Genomic DNA, 14,922 nt, shown 5'->3' on the forward strand with positions numbered 1-14,922 from the left:
GCTACCCCCACACGCTCTTGGAGTGATCGGCCGCGGTCTCGTAGTTCGCGGCCGCCGTCCGAGCCCGGTCGGTGATGTGCTGCGCCGCGGCCTGCAGGGTGGCGGCCCCTGCCGCCCACTCGGCCTGCAGCGCGGTGTACTGCGCGTTGGCACTGCCCGACCAGTCGGCTGCAAGCATCTCTTCGACGGACCGCGCCTCGTCGATGAGATCAGAGCTGAGCTGGGTGATCCGGTTCAGCTCGCGCCCGAGCTCGTCGATGGTGCTGCTTGCGACGCGATGGCGGGCCATCTCAGCGCTCCCGGTTCGCCGTGGAGGTAGTCGGCCCGGACGTCGTCGTGGCCGACGAGCTCTGCGAGGCGGCGGTGACGCCCTGCTCGGTGGTCGCGTAGGTCTCGGCAGGCGAAGCGAGCAGCGACGCGATCCTGGCCAGAGCATCGTGGACCTCGTGGGCACCTTGCACCCACTGCACGAAGTCCGACGAGAAGTCGTCTGCGGCGCTGCCCGACCACTCCGAGCCGATCACAGACACGGCGAACGAGTTGAGCGCGTTCACGCGCCCTTCGAAGTCGACGATGCGCTCGCTCAATCGCGCGGACGCCTGCTCGACCGCCTCTGACGAAACGACGATATCTGCCACGGCTCCCCCTCCTGGATGCTCAAGTTCGCACGACCAGTGACCTCTTACATAAGCATCTGAGATGTTACACGCTCCAAAGAGAGCCCGCAAACTCTCACACCGAGGGGCGATGTCGGCGGCTCGTCGTAGCCTGCCGCTGTGCCCGAGCCGATCGCCGCCTGGTGGGCGCGACGCCAGCAGTCGCGCGGCGAAGCCGTGCCCTACGCCGTCGGCACCTACCGCGAGGCGTGGTCGTTCTACCCCGCGCTCGTGCGGCAGTACCACCCCGAGTTCAACGGCGGCATCGTGCTCAGCCAGATCCCGCCCGCGGCCGACGTGTACCTCTGCTGGCAGTGCGAGGTCGGCCACGTCTTCGTCGCCACGCCCGACGAGCAGCGGTCGAGGCCCGGTCGCGAGCGGCGCCGTTCATCCTGGTGCCCCGAGTGCACAGAGCAGGCGCGACCACGGCCACGCACCCCCGTCGTGCCGATGCGGCCGGGCAGGATCGCCGAGACCGGCACCGACTGGGTCACGACCGCCGCCTCGATGCGTTCGACGCGCCCCCTCCGCCCCGATCGCCCGCGCCCTGTACGGACGCCGGCCGCGGCGGCGGTCTGCGCGAAGACGCCGCAACTGCCGGAGGGCACACCGTTCGCGAGCACGTGCGCACCACCACCCGCGTCGGCCGTCGAGGACGAGTTGCGTGCTGGGCTGCTCTCGCGGCTGGAATTCACCGGCGGACTGAACGCCGTGCGCCTCGCGAGACCGTTCTTCGACCACCTCGAGGCCTGGCCCGATGTGATCCTGCCCGAGCTGCGCGTCGCGATCGAGTACGACTCGACGGGGCGGCACGGCCTCGAGCACGTCGGCCCGCGCGAAGAAGCGGATCGGCGCAAGGATCGCGCGCTCCGCTCGGCAGGGTGGGAGGTCGTCAGGGTCCGCACCGGTCGCCTTCCCCCTCTCGGCCCGCACGACATCGTCGCGTCGGGTCTGTCGCGTGCGACGTACACGCGCCTGCTCGACGCCCTGCGGGACATCCGTGGCGCGCTCTTCGTCGACGCCTACCTCCGCGCCTGATTGCGGCCCCGCCGCGCGGCCCACGCCATGGCGCGATCCGACGCGACACAGCGCCTGGCTGCACCACGAGCGGGGGTTAGACGCGCAGCGCGAGCGCCTCGCTGCGCCACCGGGCGTGCAGCGCCCACGGGTCGGGGTGGCCGGCCCCGACGGCGGCCACGTGCTGCAACAGCGCGGGCGCCGCAGTGAACCATTCGCTGCGCCCCTGCCGCAGCTCAGCGAACTGCACGTGCCGGGCGTGCTCGACGAGCCGGTCGCCGCGCTCGAACGCGAGCACCTCGTCGTGCCAGAGCCGCCCGAGCCGCTGCCGCGGGTTCGCCGTCGTGCCGATCTTGATGCGGTCGTCGAAGCGGATGTAGTAGACGACGTCGACCCGGGGCGGCGGCAGCTCGCCGTCGGGGGAGTCGCCGTAGCGCCACTCGCACACCGCGCAGAGGCGGCCCGACGGGTAGGTCACCCCGAGGCGCGAGCCGCACGCGGCGCACGGTGACGGCAGGATGTCGACGCGACCCGTGGCATCCTGCGCCCAGTCGGCGGCGAGTGCGAGGTGGTGCCCGCAGAGCTGCACCGGCGCGCCGCTCTCGGCACTGCCCCTGCAGCCCGGCTGGAGGCACTCACCCGAGGTCATGCCGCGAAACTACGCGCGGCCCCCGACACTGCACAGGCCTACGACGGCAGCACTGCTCAGGACAGCGCGTCGACTCCGGCCAGCGCCACCGAACGGTCTTCGTCGACGCTGCCACCGCTGACGCCGATGGCGCCGACGATCTCGTCGCCGACCGTCAGCGGGATGCCGCCGGGGAAGGTGATGAGGCCGCCGTTGGAGACCTCGATGTTGTAGAGCGGGCCGCCCGGCTGCGACAGCGGGCCGAGGTCGCCCGACTCCATGTCGAACCAGCGTGCGGTGCGAGCCTTCTTGATCGAGATGTCGATGCTGCCGAGCCACGCGCCGTCCATGCGGCCGAATGCCTTGAGATTCGCCCCCTGGTCGACGACGGCGATGTTCATGAGAAAACCCTTCGACTCGGCGAAGCTGCGGGCGGCTTCGACGATCGTGGTGGCCTGGGTGAGGGTGATGTCGGGCATGGGACTCCTTCGTCGACGCCGCGGCTGCAGGGTGCAGGGAGGCGGCCTCCGACGGTACAACTCGCGCCTGACGCCCCGGTCAGGGCGCTACGCCGAGGCGCCCGCCCCCACCTTCGCCGCGTTCTCGCGGCTGATGCGTGCCAGCGACCTGTCGGCCAGGGTGATGGCGAAGAAGACGACGGCGGCGCCGAGCATGAACAGCGCCAGCTCGTGCAGCCCTCCGGTGTCGGCGCGGGCCCCGAAGAACGAGCCGGTGGCCGACGACGCGAAGATCGCCCCCAGATACGAGAAGGTGCGCAGCAACCCGGCCGAGGCCCCCATGCGCTGGGGGTCGGCCTGGAAGTAGAGGGCGTTCTGGATCGCGAGGTTGTTGAGCCCCTGCGGCAGGCCGGTGACCAGCGCGATCACGACCAGGAACCAGATCGCGACGTCGGCGTGAACGAACAGCAGCAGGACGCAGAGCACGATCTGCGCGACCGACCCGACCAGCAGCTTGCCTCGGATCTCGGGGCGCCGACCGGTGAGCGTCGAGACGAGGATCGCGAGGCCGAAGACCGGCAGTAGCAGGAGGCCTGCGACCGACGGCGACAGCCCGCGGCCGTCTTCCAGCCACTGGGTGAAGCCGTAGAGGAAGCAGTAGCTGACGGTGGCAGTCAGCAGAGCGCGCGCGTAGGTGAGCAGCAGCGGCGCGTTGCCCGCGAACACCCGGACGTCGATGAACGGGTCGCCGGCTCGCAGCTCGCGCAGGGTGAACGCCGCGCCCGCGAGGACGGCTGTGCCGAGCAAGGGCAGGTCGCTCACCCGCAGGTTCATCAAGAACAGCAGCAGCGAGACCAGCGTGGCGGCGAACAGCAGGATGCCGAGGATGTCGATGCGCACTCGCACCCGGCTGCCGTCCCGATCGGATTCGGTCTCGAGCGCAGTGTGGCGCGGCAGGATCAGCGCGCCGAGCACCAGCGTCACGAGGCCGAGCGGCACGTTGATGGCGAGTGTCGCGCGCCACCCGCCGATGCCGATGAGCAGGCCGCCGAGGGTCGGCCCGATGACGGCGATCGTCTGCGTCGAGACGGCGAGGGCGGTGAGGATGCCGGCCGGGCTTTTGATCCCGGTGCGCTTGGCCTCGCTGCGGATCAGGTACATCGAGGCGGGGTAGCCGGCGCAGGTGCCGAAGCCGAGGATCACGCGGGCGACGATCAGCACGCCGATGCTCGGGGCGAGGGCGCCGAGGAGACCTGCAATCGCCGTGAGGCTCGCCCCGATGAGGAAGAGGCGGCTGGGGCCGAAGGTGTCGACGAGGCGCCCGACCAGCGGCTGGCCGATCGACGTGGCGAGGTAGAGGGCCGAGATGAGCCAGGCCGTCTGCGACGCGGGGGCGCCGAACGCCTGGGCGATCGGCACGAGTGCGACCGCGATGATCGACGAGTTGATGGGGTTGAGGATCGACCCCAGCATCATCGGGGCGAGGAGGCGCCGGTCGAAGGCGCCTTCGGGGGCGGTGCGGGTGCTCGATGCGGTGGCCATATGCACAGTCTAGACTGTGTATCACGAACTGTGAAGTCTGAGCTTAGTAAATGTGCGAAACCGGCCGCATGACCGGGCCGGTCAGCCGGGTGGCTCCACCCCGGTGTATCGCGACTCGGGCCGCATCCGCAGCGGTGCCTGCTCGTATTCGTCGACGATGTGCGCGAGCCACCCGCCGTGCGGGCGACGGCGAAGACCACCTGGCCGGCGTCGTCGGGCATCTCGGCGCCGATCGCGACGACCGCCAGGGCCAGATCGAGGTTCGCCGGTCGAGGCAGCCGAGAACGGACGATCGCCGAAAGCCGGCCTGCTGCCGTCGCGGCAGTTCGGAAGCGCGGCAGTCGCCGCAGCGCCTCGAAGACGAAGTCGGCTCGCGGGTCGCGCTCGCGGTAGAGCAGATGGCCGAAGCCCGGCAGCCCCTGGGCGGCGCGGATCCTCGAGGCCAGGGCGCGCTCGGGCTGCCCCGACTCCATGCTCTCGCGCAACAGCGCCACGGCCGCTGTGCTGGCAGCCCCGTGCAGACTGCTGTCGGCCGCGCCCAGCGCTGCGCCGAGAGCGGCGTACGGAGTCGCTCGAGCGGATGCGGCTACTCGCGCGGCGAGCGTGCTCGTGGCCAGGTCGTGGTCCATCGACAGGACCAGCACGGAGTCGAGCAGGCGCACGTCGTCGTCCGTCGGGCTGACGGCGCTCAGCCGCGACCACAGGTGCCGAGCGAGCGAGGCGTCGGCCGGGGCAGCCTCACCGCGAAGGGGCAGGGCGCCGACCAGCTCGCCGATGAGACGTCGACCGGCCGAGAAAACGGCGTCGCGGGCGAGGTCGGCGCGTAGCGGATCGTACGACGCGGCGATCAGCACGGTCGCGGCCAGGCGGTCCACCAGGTGAGCCGACGGGCCCAGCAGGTCGCCGGCGAGACGGGCGCGCGAGACGATCTGGCGGTCGGGCGAGAACGCCACGTCGCCTCCTGCGCCTGATTGCCACAGGATCTCGACGGCCTGCTCGAACGACGCCGTGCGGGCCAGGTCGCTCGCGCGCTGCCCGCGGAAGAAGAGGTCGTCGTCGCGGATCAGCGTCAGCGGGCTGTCGATGACCATGAGTGGCCGCCCGGTGTCGGCCCGAAAGGCAGGGCCTGTGCCGGTGCCCGCGGCCGGAGCGCGCGGCCGACGGGAATCGGCCAGCGCCTCGACCGCCAGCGCGTCGAAAGTCGAGCCGCCCTCTGAGTGTTCGCTCGTGATCACCCCGCGTGAGACGTAGGCGTAGAGCGTCTGCGGCTTGACGCCGAGGCGTGCGGCGGCCTGAGCAGTCGAGAGGCGCGGCAGCTGCATGTTGATCCAATCAACGTTGACTTGTCTCCTCTCAATCTAGGTGATTCGCTGAGCCCATGACCACATCGACGCGGATGGACGACCGGCTGATCGACGTGCCCCGGGGGCTCGCCAACGTCGTCGTGACCGAGACCGAGCTCAGCGACGTGCGAGGGCACGAGGGCTTCTATCACTACCGCCAATACCCCGCGACCGAGCTCGCGGCGACTCGGTCGGTGGAGGAGGTGTGGAGCCTGCTGCTCGACGGGGCACTGCCCGACGCCGCCACGGCCGAGGGGTTCCGGGGCAGGATCGGGCGCGAGCGCTCGCTGTCTCCGACTCTGTCGGCGATCCTGCCGTCACTCGTCCAGACGACGTCTCGTGGCACTCGGCCCGAGCCGCTCGCAGCCCTGCGCGCGGCACTCGCGATCGAGGGGGCTGAGCGCGGGCTGCGCCCTCTCTACGACCTGACCGAGGCCGAGCGGCGCGACGATCTCGTGGCGCTCGCCGCGTCGGTGCCGACCATGATCGCGGCGCTGTCGCGGCTCGCTCAGGGGCTCGAGCCGATCGAGCCCGACCCGTCGCTCGGCTATGTCGCCGACTATCTGCGGATGATCCACGGCAGCGAGGCACGGCCCGAGATCGTCGACGCGCTCTCGGTCTATCTCGTCGCCGCGATCGACCACGGCTTCAATGCGTCGACCTTCACGGCCCGCGTCATCGCCTCGACCGGAGCCGACGCCGCGGCCTGCCTGGTGGGCGGGCTCGCCTCGCTGTCGGGCCCGCTGCACGGCGGCGCGCCCAGCCGCGCCCTGGACACCCTCGATGCGATCGGCACGGTCGACCGCATCGACGAGTGGATCGTCGCGCGGCTCGAAGCGGGCGAGCGCATCATGGGCTTCGGTCACCCCGTCTACCGCACCGAAGATCCCCGGTCGGCGCTGCTCAAGCGTGTCGCACAGGGCTTCGGCGGGTCGCGGGTCGACTTCGCCATCGCAGTCGAAGAGCGAGTGCCGGTGCTGCTCGAGCACTACAAGCCGGGGCGGGCGCTCCACACGAACCTGGAGTGGTACGCGGCGATCGTGATGGAGCTCTGCGGCCTCGATCGCGAGCTGTTCACGCCGACGTTCGCCGCGGCCCGCGTGCTCGGCTGGACGGCCAACGTGCTCGAGCAGGCGCGCGACCCCAAGATCATCCGGCCTGCGGCCCGCTACGTGGGCCCCGAGCCGGTGCGGCCCGGCTCTACTCGCTCGGCCGCCACGGCCGCCACGGCCGCCACGGCCGCCACGGCCGGCACGGCCGGCACGACCCGCCCCAGCGGCTCGGCCGGCTCGACTCGCTAGTCGAGGGGCAGCGCGATGGCGCGGTCCCACACCGTGCGGCCCCCGACCTCGACGCGGCCCTGGCCGAGCCACGTAGTGACGATCCGTGACCCGCGACCCTGCTCGACCGTGAGGTCGCGTTCGAGACGGCCGGTCAGCGCGACTGCAGCGGCACCCGTCGCCTCGTCTTCGACGATGCCCATGCTCGGCGCGAACATGCGCGAGCGCACGAGGCCCCGGGCCTCGTCGACCCACGCGTAGTAGTAGGCGTGACCCTCGGTCACCGAGGTGGCGTCGACGGCGTCGACGTCAGCCGGCGAGGCGAGCTCGTACCAGTCGAAGGCGGGCGCCCATGAGATGTGTGCCCTGACTCTGACGAGCGCAGGATCGGACGGGTCGAGCCGCACCGTCACGTCACCCGCCTTCTCGCGCAGCGCCGCCACGGGGCGACCTGTCGAGGCCAGCCACCAGGCCGTGCCCACGCTCGGGTGGCCGGCGAAAGGCAGCTCGCGGGCCGGCGTGAAGATGCGGATCGTGGCGACCGCCTCGGCATCCTGCGACGCCTCGGTCACACTCTCAACGAAGACCGTTTCGCTGAAACCGAGCTCGAGCGCGATCTGCTGCTCGCGGCCCTCGGTCGCCGCGGAGGAGACGACGATGCCGAGTTCGTTGCCGAACCCGCCTTCGGCATCGCAGAAGACCCGGACCACCTGCACGTCGACGATGCTGCTCATCCGTCGATCGTGGCAGGGGCCCGGGCCTGGTGTCGCGGTCCAATCGGCAGACGCTGGCCTGCCTGGGCCTCAGTGGGTCAGTCGTCGACCTCGTAGTCGCTGCCGAAGAGGGCCAGCTGGCTGGTGGCGAGGCCGGTGATGCCGAGAGCGATGCTCAGGCCGATGTTGAAGGAGAAGTCGGCGGGGTTGAACGGGAAGATGTTGCCGCCGAAGTCGCTGTTGCCGAAGAGCAGGCCGTACAGCCACAGCACGCCGAACATGAAGCTCATGCCCGCGATGTACATCGTCGCGTTCTTCCGGCGGCCGATGGCGCCGAGGCCGGCGAGGCCGAAGACGATGTGCACGATGTTCTGCAGGATCGACGTCTGGAAGACGTTGAAGACGAACGCGCCCGAGAAGGGGCCCGCGAACGTGATCTGGTCGAGGTGGGGAACGATGCCGGGGATGAAGCCGATGATGCCGATCACGATCAGGAAGATGGCGACGACGAGCGCTGCGTACTGAGCGGGGCCTTTGGCGTTGGCCTTGCGCGCGCGCGAGGCAGTGGCGGTGCCGGTGGCAGTGGTCATGAGCGGGCGGTCTCCTTCTGACGTTCTGGTTGAATTCTAGACAACTGCTCAGCCTCGTGGTGACGGGTCGCTCGACGGGAACTTTCGCCGGGGCATCGGTGTTGAGTCGGGTGGAGTCACAAGCCAGCGACTTCGACCGGACGAAAGGAAGCCCCATGGCTACACAGACAGAGACCGCGATCCTCGCCGGAGGCTGCTTCTGGGGTGCCCAGCAGCTGCTGCGCCGTCGGCCCGGCGTCATCTCGAGCCGCGTCGGCTACTCCGGCGGCGAGGTCGAGAACGCCACCTACCGCCACCACAGGGGCCACGCCGAGGCCGTCGAGATCGTCTTCGACCCCTCGGTCATCTCCTACCGCGAGCTGCTCGAGTTCTTCTTCCAGATCCACGACCCGTCGACGAAGAACCGCCAGGGCAACGACGTGGGCGACAGCTACCGCTCGGCGATCTTCTTCACGAGCGACCGGCAGCGCGAGGTCGCGCTCGACACCATCGCCGACGTCGACGCGTCCGGCATCTGGCCCGGCAAGGTCGTCACCGAAGTCACCCCCGCGGGCGCCTTCTGGGAGGCCGAGGAGGAGCACCAGGACTACCTCGAGAAGGACCCCTACGGGTACACGTGTCACTACGTGCGCCCCGGCTGGGTGCTGCCGAAGCGCGAGACCGCTTCGGTGTAGGCGCTTACCGCAGTCTCAGTCGCCCAGGTGCCCGTAGCGCCGGGGCGTCTGAGGCCGGTCGAGCGGCGGAGTCGTCTCGGCACGGGGCAGCTGCAGCAGCTGGTCGACGCCGTAGGGGCTGACGCGAGCGACGAGGCGCACGTGGCCGGAATCGTGGTGGGTCTGCACGGGCAGCGAGTCGCCCGCCCATGCCACGAAATACGAGCAGATGCCGTTCTCGAGGTCGGCGATGACGTCGGAGCACGCCTGCGGAGGCCACTCGCCGTGGTCGTTGACCAGTCGCTTCACATGGCCGTTGTGGTCGAGTTCGACCGAGGTCACTTTTCGGGCTTCCATGACGCTCCTCCGTGAGGGATTGCGGGCTCACTCACTGCCGCTTCGCCGCTTGTCTGCTGCGAAAACCCCAGTCTCGTCCTCCTGCCGCGCCGCGCAACATCCCGAAGGTCACGCTTGGCTATGCGTGTGCTGAGGGCAGCGGCTCGATCAGGTGCGGCCCGTTGTTGCGCACGCTGTTCGCGTCTTTCGAGACCTCGTGCTGAACCAGGCCCTCGGCGACCTCGAGGCTGGCGTCGCCCAGAAGGGCCAGCGCGTCGTCGGTGCCGAGATCGACGTCGAGCCAGGCGTCGAACGCGTCGGGGGTGAGGCACGCCGGCATGCGGTCGTGCACCTCGCCGGGCGCCACGTGCGCGTCGCGCGTGATGATCGCCGTGCTGAGAACCCAGCGGGTCGGGTCGTCCTTGTCTTTGGCAGGATCCGGCCACGCCGTCACGATCCCGGCCATCGCCAGCGCCGCATCGGGTGCGAACACGTAGTGCGGCTGCTTGCCGTGCTCGGTCACCACCCACTCGTAGTAGCCGTCGGCCGGGATGATGCAGCGCCCGGTCGCGAACGCCCTGCGGAACATCCCACTGGTGGCGACGGTCTCGATGCGCGCGTTGATCGGCTGCGGGCGCTTCTTCAGATCGGTGTACCAGGACGGGACGAAGCCCCACCGCGGGGTGGCGAGTTCGCGCTCGCCGTGGCGCTGCCGGACGGCTGCGACGGCGTTGGTCGGGGCGACGTTGTAGTTCGGGGCGGTCGCCGCGCGCACCTGCTCGTCGTCCCGCGCCAACTCGGGGAACTCGCTGAGGAGGTCCGGCAAAAGGTCAGACGTTGCTCTGGCAACCACGAATCGACCGCACATGCGGCCATTCTGCACCCGGCCCCCGAAACCGCGGTATGTATGTCGGTGCGGAATACTAATCTGAGACGGTGGAGAATTTCGGTGACTACGTCGTTTATGTCGATGAGAGCGGCGATCACAGCCTTGAAAAGGTGAACCCAGAGCGCGAAGACAGGCGGAGAACGGGGGAGTTCGCCGTTCTCATGAATGCGACGGTGCGAGATGCCTTCTTGCGTGACTTGAGCGGTGTTGTCGACGGGGCCGATTTCACGGTGGTCGCCATCGTCATCGACAAGCCGAAGTTCCGCCTGACGAACGCCGGCGAGCTCAATCCGTATCACGTCGCCGTCGGGCATGGCCTCGATCGGGTCTTCGCTTACCTGGAGGAACGTGGACAAGAAGACAGAGTGACCCACGTGGTCTTCGACAGGCGCGGCGCGTCGGAGGACGCTCAGTTGCGGCAGGAATGTGAACGGATCATGCAAACCCCCGCGGCGCAGAAGATGCGGCAGAGCCTCCGTTTTCGGTGTGCCCCTAAGTCGACCAACAGTTCTGGGCTTCAACTGGCCGACATGGTGGCTCGGCCGATCGGGCTTCGAGTGATGCGCCCCGATCAACCCGATCGGTCATGGGAGATCATTGCCCCCAAACTGCTGCCGACTCGAGAAGGGGGCGATGGCGCCGGGGGGATGAAGGTCTACCCCGACAGCGAAAACCCTCGAACTGGTCGAGGGTCATACGCTGATCGACCACTCCCGATCCACTTGAAAGCAGTATATCAGAAGGGCGAGTCGGAACTCCTTCATACGGGTCAGGAGTTCATCAGAGTGACTCCTCGCGTGGTTGAGACGACCAGGCCCTTTTTCGCACCACGACCGAGTGAGACGCTTATGCCCCTGAAAGCCAGCCCCTCCGATCAGGCCCTCCTGCTCGACCTCCAGAAGCTCGACACCGGCGTGCAGCAGCTCGCCCACCGCGGCAAGCAGCTGCCCGAGCTGACGGCTCTCGGCGAGATCGAGACCCAGACCGCCGCGCTGCGGGTCCGCCTCACCGCCGAGGAGGGCACCCTCGAAGACGCCCAGCGCGAGCTCGCCCGCATCGAATCCGACGTGGCCGTCGTCGACGCTCGCGAGAAGCGCGACCGGGACCGACTGCAGACGAGCTCGTCGCAGAAAGACATTACGGCCCTCGAGCAAGAACTCGCCGCTCTCGCCAACCGCCGCAGCGATCTCGAAGACCTCGAGCTCGAGGTCATGGAGAGAGTTGAGCTGCACGGCTCGGTCGTGTCGGCGACACACGCCGAGCTCCAGGCCCTCGCCGCCCGGCGCGACACGACGGCTGCAGCACGCGACATCTCGCTGGCCGCCATCGAGACGGAGCGCGAGCACGGCGTCGCCGACCGCGCCACCATCGCGGGCAAGGTGCCGCCCGAGCTCCTCGCCCTCTACGAGCGCCAGCGCGAGCGCTACGGCGTCGGCGCCTCGCACCTCCGGGCGCGGGTGTCGAGCGCCAGCGGCGTCGAGCTGACCGGCAGCGACCTCGCCGCCGTTCGCTCGGCCGCGCCCGACGACGTGCTGCTGTGCCCTGACAGCCAGGCGATCCTGGTGCGCACCGACGAGTCAGGCATCTGACCGGCGCGGGCCCTGGCACCCCTTAGACTTGGGCCCGCGAATGGGTCGGCAAGACGGTCGCGTCGACAGCCTTCGGGCCGTCGCCGAGGAACGTCCGGGCTCCACAGAGCAGGGCGGTGGGCAACACCCACCCGGGGCAACCCGCGAGAAAGTGCAACAGAAAGCAGACCGCCACGTGGCTCCAGGGCCGCGCGGTAAGGGTGAAACGGCGGTGTAAGAGACCACCAGCGGCTCGGGTGACCGGCCGGCTATGTAAACCTCGCCCGGAGCAAGGTCAGACAGGGAACGCTCGAGGCTGCTCGCCGAGTTCCCGGGTAGACCGCTAGAGCGCTGCGGCAACGTATCGCCGAGATAGATGGCCGTCCGCACCGTGCTTGCACGGCGCGACAGAACCCGGCGTACCAGCCGGCCCATTCGCCCCCTCTCTTCGGCCCGAGCAGCCCCGCACGGCGGCCGCCCGGCCCGGCAGCCCCGAGGAATCTCCGCTCGGGAGGATCAACGACCGCGTCTTCCTCCCGTCGCCACGCTTCCTCTCGAGGCACAACAGCCAGGGGAGGAAGTTCGACCACGCTGCTCGCGGCTCGCCCTCTATCGTTTCAGCGCCTCAGCTGAAGACGATGGGCGTGCCGACGGGCAGCTTCGCGAGCGCCCGGGTCATGGCGGCCGACACCCGGACGCAGCCGTGCGAGCTGCCGGTGGGGTCGGGGTAGTAGTGCAGCGCCGTCAGCGCCGAGTTGCCGCCGAAGCCGGGCAGGAGCGACGAGTGCGCGCCGGTGAGAGAGATGGGTTTCCGTCCCCGCGCACTCCGACCGTCAGCACCCAGACGATGCCGGCGATCACTGCGAACCCGGCCCAGGCGATGAGCGCGAGCGGCCAACCTGTCGCCGCCGCGAGGGGGGCCGTCGCGAGCGACGTGATCATCGAACCGACGTTGAGGGCCGACGTGTAGATGCCGGTGATGAATCCGGCGCGCTCGGGGCTGAAGTCGCGGCGGATCACCACGGGCAGGACGACGTTGCCGACCGTGATCGAGACGCCGAGCAGGATGGTTCCGCCGATCAGGCCGCCTGCCCGCCGGTGGAACGGACGAGCGTGGCGACGACGACGCCGGCCAGCCCGATCGTGACCGCGCGCTCGGGGCCCAGGCGACCGATGAGGGTCGACGCGAGAGGGGTCGCGAGGGCGAAGCACAGCACGGGGATGCTGGTGAGCAGGCCGGCGACGACCGCGCCGAGCGCCAGGTCGCTCTTGATCTCGTCGAGGACGGGAGCCAGGGCGACGATCGGCCCGCGGAGGTTGAGCGCGATCAGGACGATCGCGAGAGTGAGGAGCCAGGCCGCAGGAGAGCGGACGGCTCGGCCGGCCGGCCCCAGCGGCCTCACGGCTCGGTGGGCAGCCCGAGGGCGGCGGCGAGCTCGCCGGTGTCGGAGACGACCGCGACGGCGCCCGCCTGTTCGTCGACGCTGCCGTAGCCCCACTCGACGAAGATCGTGGGCACGCCGTGCACGGCTGCCCCCTCGACGTCGTGGTGGCGGTCGCCGATCAGCACCGGGCGCGAGAGGTCGACACCGCGCTCGTCGAGACGCCTCAGCGCCTCCGCCACCACGTCGGCCTTGAGGCTGCGGGTCTCGTCGGCGCTCGCGCCGGTGATGACGTCGAGGTAGGGCGAGAGGCCGAAGTGGTCGAGCATGAGCTTGGCGGGGGCTTCGGGCTTCGAGGTCGCGAGCGACGACGGGATGCCCGCCCCGTGCACCCGGCGCAGGATGTCGCCCATTCCGGGAAAGACGGTGCTGTCGAGCGCCCCCTCGGTGAAGTAGCGCGCGCGGTGCACCTTCATCGCGTGCTCGAGGGCCTGGCCGGTCAGGCCGAGCTTCTCGGTGAAGCTGTGGGGGAGGGGAGGGCCGACCCACTCGAGCAGCTCGAGGGGAGTCGGCACGGGGAAGCCGAGCTCGCCGATGGTCACGGTCAGCGACGAGACGATGCCCGGTGCGGAGTCGGCGATCGTGCCGTCGAGGTCGAAGAGCACGACGGAATAGGGCGAGGAGGCGGTCATCCCCTCCAGCCTAGGGCGCGTGAGTGAGTCTCAGCGACGGGCGGTCGAGTCGTCGTCCTTCATCATCTGCAGCAGCAGTCGAGCGACCGTCCCACCCATCTCGGCGATGATCTCGCGCTCGTCCGCGGTGAGGTCTTTGGCGCTGATCGGCTCGACGGCGAGGGTGGAGATCGACGGGAGGGCCGTCTGCACGTCGCGGCGAGGGCGGGTCGCCACCGGCGCGGAGACGGTCGACGTACGGGCCATCGGAGCGCTCGGCGTCATCCACGTCGGCGCGGTCGAGCCGGCGACGGAGCGGCCCGGGCGGACGGGAGTCAGGGACGACCGGTGCGCGGAGAGGTCTGCGCGACGAGGGCGTCGAAGAGCGGGCTGGCAGAGCGAGTGCGAGACATGGGCGGGTTCCCTTCGGGTTGATATTTATATCCTGAAGGAGACGCGAGTCAAAGTCAATACTGTATTTCAGAGGATTCAGAACAGTCGCGACTCGCTGTCGTCGAGCCCGCGCATCGCGTCGTAGTCGAGCACGAGGCAGCGGATGCCGCGATCTTCGGCGAGGGTGCGAGCCTGCGGCTTGATCTCCTGCGCCGCGAAGACGCCCGCGACCGGCTTGAGGTGCGGGTCGCGGTTCATCAGCTCGAGATACCGGGTGAGCTGCTCGACCCCGTCGATGTCGCCGCGTCGCTTGATCTCGATGGCCACGGCGCCGCCCTTGGCATCGCGCGCCAGGATGTCGACCGGCCCGATCGCCGTCATGTACTCCCGGCGCACGAGCGTGTGGCCCTCGCCCAGCACGTCGATCTGCTCGGCCATCAGCTTCTGCAGGTGCGCCTCGACCCCGTCCTTCTGGAGGCCCGGGTCGATGCCGAGCTCGTGGGCGGAGTCGTGCAGGATCTCGTAGACCGACACGACGAGCAGGTCGTCGGTCTTCTTCTGGGTCACCTTCCAGACCTCGGTGATGCCCGCCTCGGCCTGATCGTCGGTGGGCTCGCCCATCGTGATGGTGCACGGGGGCTCATCCAGTTGAGCGGCTTGTAGCTGCCGCCGTCGGAGTGGACGAGGAGGCTGCCGTCGCTCTTCACCATCAGCAGCCGGGTCGCGAGCGGGAGGTGGGCGGAGAGGCGGCCGGCGTAGTCCACCGAGCACTTCGCAATGACGAGACGCACGTTCTCGAGTGT

The 14,922-nt window shown here is 69.7% G+C and carries 19 protein-coding genes, 1 other RNA gene and 2 pseudogenes; 6 read left to right on the top strand and 16 right to left on the bottom strand.

The features are described from left to right. Position 1 precedes the first annotated feature (1 nt). A complete protein-coding gene (locus AX769_RS04440; protein ID WP_066276403.1) occupies positions 2-289 on the bottom strand; it encodes a WXG100 family type VII secretion target in 288 nt (95 codons plus the stop codon). Between the two features lies 1 nt (position 290). Next, positions 291-638 (bottom strand): WXG100 family type VII secretion target, encoded by a 348-nt coding sequence (locus AX769_RS04445; protein WP_066276407.1) that lies wholly within the window; start codon positions 636-638, stop codon positions 291-293. A 138-nt stretch (positions 639-776) separates the two neighbouring features. Here AX769_RS04445 and AX769_RS04450 point away from each other — a divergent pair, with 138 nt between their 5' ends. Continuing rightward, positions 777-1,694: a zinc-ribbon domain-containing protein gene (locus AX769_RS04450; protein WP_066276409.1), complete on the top strand. Its 918-nt coding sequence runs from the start codon at positions 777-779 to the stop codon at positions 1,692-1,694. 76 nt (positions 1,695-1,770) lie between these two features. Here the strand turns inward: AX769_RS04450 and AX769_RS04455 are convergent, their stop codons facing one another. The 4 genes from AX769_RS04455 to AX769_RS04470 all read right to left on the bottom strand — a co-directional run bounded on the left by AX769_RS04455 (position 1,771) and on the right by AX769_RS04470 (position 5,623). Then, positions 1,771-2,322 carry an ATPase gene (locus tag AX769_RS04455; protein WP_066276413.1) on the bottom strand — a complete coding sequence of 184 codons (552 nt, stop codon included), beginning with the start codon at positions 2,320-2,322 and terminating at the stop codon, positions 1,771-1,773. A gap of 56 nt (positions 2,323-2,378) precedes the next feature. After that, positions 2,379-2,780, bottom strand: a complete 402-nt coding sequence (locus AX769_RS04460) for a heme-binding protein (RefSeq protein WP_066276415.1) — start codon at positions 2,778-2,780, stop codon at positions 2,379-2,381. Positions 2,781-2,867: 87 nt separating this feature from the next. Beyond that, on the bottom strand, positions 2,868-4,301 hold the full coding sequence (locus AX769_RS04465) for an MFS transporter (RefSeq protein WP_066276417.1): 1,434 nt from the start codon (positions 4,299-4,301) through the stop codon (positions 2,868-2,870). Beyond that, on the bottom strand, positions 4,232-5,623 hold the full coding sequence (locus tag AX769_RS04470; RefSeq protein ID WP_066276419.1) for a citrate synthase: 1,392 nt from the start codon (positions 5,621-5,623) through the stop codon (positions 4,232-4,234). Before AX769_RS04470 ends, AX769_RS04465 begins: the two co-directional genes overlap by 70 nt. A 56-nt stretch (positions 5,624-5,679) precedes the next feature. On the opposite strand from AX769_RS04470, the gene AX769_RS04475 reads away from it, so the two are divergent. Further along, complete coding sequence (locus tag AX769_RS04475) at positions 5,680-6,945, top strand: citrate/2-methylcitrate synthase (protein ID WP_082763483.1); 1,266 nt, start codon at positions 5,680-5,682, stop codon at positions 6,943-6,945. On the opposite strand, the gene AX769_RS04480 is transcribed toward AX769_RS04475, so the two are convergent. Then, positions 6,942-7,658: a PhzF family phenazine biosynthesis protein gene (locus AX769_RS04480; protein ID WP_066276420.1), complete on the bottom strand. Its 717-nt coding sequence runs from the start codon at positions 7,656-7,658 to the stop codon at positions 6,942-6,944. The genes AX769_RS04475 and AX769_RS04480 overlap by 4 nt on opposite strands. Before the next feature lie 77 nt (positions 7,659-7,735). Then, on the bottom strand, positions 7,736-8,227 hold the full coding sequence (locus AX769_RS04485) for a DUF4383 domain-containing protein (protein ID WP_066276423.1): 492 nt from the start codon (positions 8,225-8,227) through the stop codon (positions 7,736-7,738). 155 nt (positions 8,228-8,382) lie between these two features. On the opposite strand from AX769_RS04485, the gene msrA reads away from it, so the two are divergent. After that, complete coding sequence (gene msrA / locus AX769_RS04490; RefSeq protein WP_066276425.1) at positions 8,383-8,901, top strand: peptide-methionine (S)-S-oxide reductase MsrA; 519 nt, start codon at positions 8,383-8,385, stop codon at positions 8,899-8,901. A 15-nt stretch (positions 8,902-8,916) separates the two neighbouring features. Here the strand turns inward: msrA and AX769_RS04495 are convergent, their stop codons facing one another. Further along, entirely contained in the window at positions 8,917-9,237 is a 321-nt protein-coding gene (locus tag AX769_RS04495; RefSeq protein WP_157887451.1) for a hypothetical protein, read from the bottom strand. Between the two features lie 118 nt (positions 9,238-9,355). After that, positions 9,356-10,042, bottom strand: coding sequence for an SOS response-associated peptidase (locus AX769_RS04500; protein WP_239451941.1), 687 nt, complete (start codon positions 10,040-10,042; stop codon positions 9,356-9,358). A gap of 173 nt (positions 10,043-10,215) precedes the next feature. On the opposite strand from AX769_RS04500, the pseudogene AX769_RS25025 reads away from it, so the two are divergent. The 3 genes and pseudogenes from AX769_RS25025 to rnpB all read left to right on the top strand — a co-directional run. Next, a pseudogene (locus tag AX769_RS25025) lies at positions 10,216-10,596 on the top strand (DUF3800 domain-containing protein); the annotation flags it as partial. A 357-nt stretch (positions 10,597-10,953) separates the two neighbouring features. After that, complete coding sequence (locus tag AX769_RS04505) at positions 10,954-11,694, top strand: zinc ribbon domain-containing protein (RefSeq protein ID WP_239451787.1); 741 nt, start codon at positions 10,954-10,956, stop codon at positions 11,692-11,694. Positions 11,695-11,735: 41 nt separating this feature from the next. Further along, positions 11,736-12,111, top strand: an RNA gene (rnpB, locus tag AX769_RS04510) — RNase P RNA component class A. Positions 12,112-12,298: 187 nt separating this feature from the next. On the opposite strand, the gene AX769_RS25930 is transcribed toward rnpB, so the two are convergent. The 6 genes and pseudogenes from AX769_RS25930 to nucS all read right to left on the bottom strand — a co-directional run bounded on the left by AX769_RS25930 (position 12,299) and on the right by nucS (position 14,910). Beyond that, positions 12,299-12,517: a L,D-transpeptidase gene (locus tag AX769_RS25930; protein WP_369824090.1), complete on the bottom strand. Its 219-nt coding sequence runs from the start codon at positions 12,515-12,517 to the stop codon at positions 12,299-12,301. Further along, positions 12,418-12,696, bottom strand: coding sequence for an MFS transporter (locus AX769_RS04515; RefSeq protein WP_066276432.1), 279 nt, complete (start codon positions 12,694-12,696; stop codon positions 12,418-12,420). The genes AX769_RS25930 and AX769_RS04515 overlap by 100 nt, the downstream gene beginning before the upstream one ends. Positions 12,697-12,752: 56 nt before the next feature. After that, positions 12,753-13,076 carry a hypothetical protein gene (locus tag AX769_RS04520; RefSeq protein ID WP_066276433.1) on the bottom strand — a complete coding sequence of 108 codons (324 nt, stop codon included), beginning with the start codon at positions 13,074-13,076 and terminating at the stop codon, positions 12,753-12,755. Then, the gene (locus tag AX769_RS04525; RefSeq protein ID WP_066276435.1) at positions 13,073-13,747 is read right to left on the bottom strand and encodes an HAD hydrolase-like protein; all 675 of its coding nucleotides are present in this window, start codon (positions 13,745-13,747) and stop codon (positions 13,073-13,075) included. Before AX769_RS04525 ends, AX769_RS04520 begins: the two co-directional genes overlap by 4 nt. 30 nt (positions 13,748-13,777) lie before the next feature. Continuing rightward, positions 13,778-13,993, bottom strand: coding sequence for a hypothetical protein (locus tag AX769_RS04530; protein WP_157887452.1), 216 nt, complete (start codon positions 13,991-13,993; stop codon positions 13,778-13,780). Positions 13,994-14,215: 222 nt separating this feature from the next. Beyond that, a pseudogene (gene nucS / locus AX769_RS04535) lies at positions 14,216-14,910 on the bottom strand (endonuclease NucS). Positions 14,911-14,922: the final 12 nt, after the last annotated feature.

The sequence above is a fragment of the Frondihabitans sp. PAMC 28766 genome (assembly GCF_001577365.1).
Classification (GTDB): domain Bacteria; phylum Actinomycetota; class Actinomycetes; order Actinomycetales; family Microbacteriaceae; genus Frondihabitans.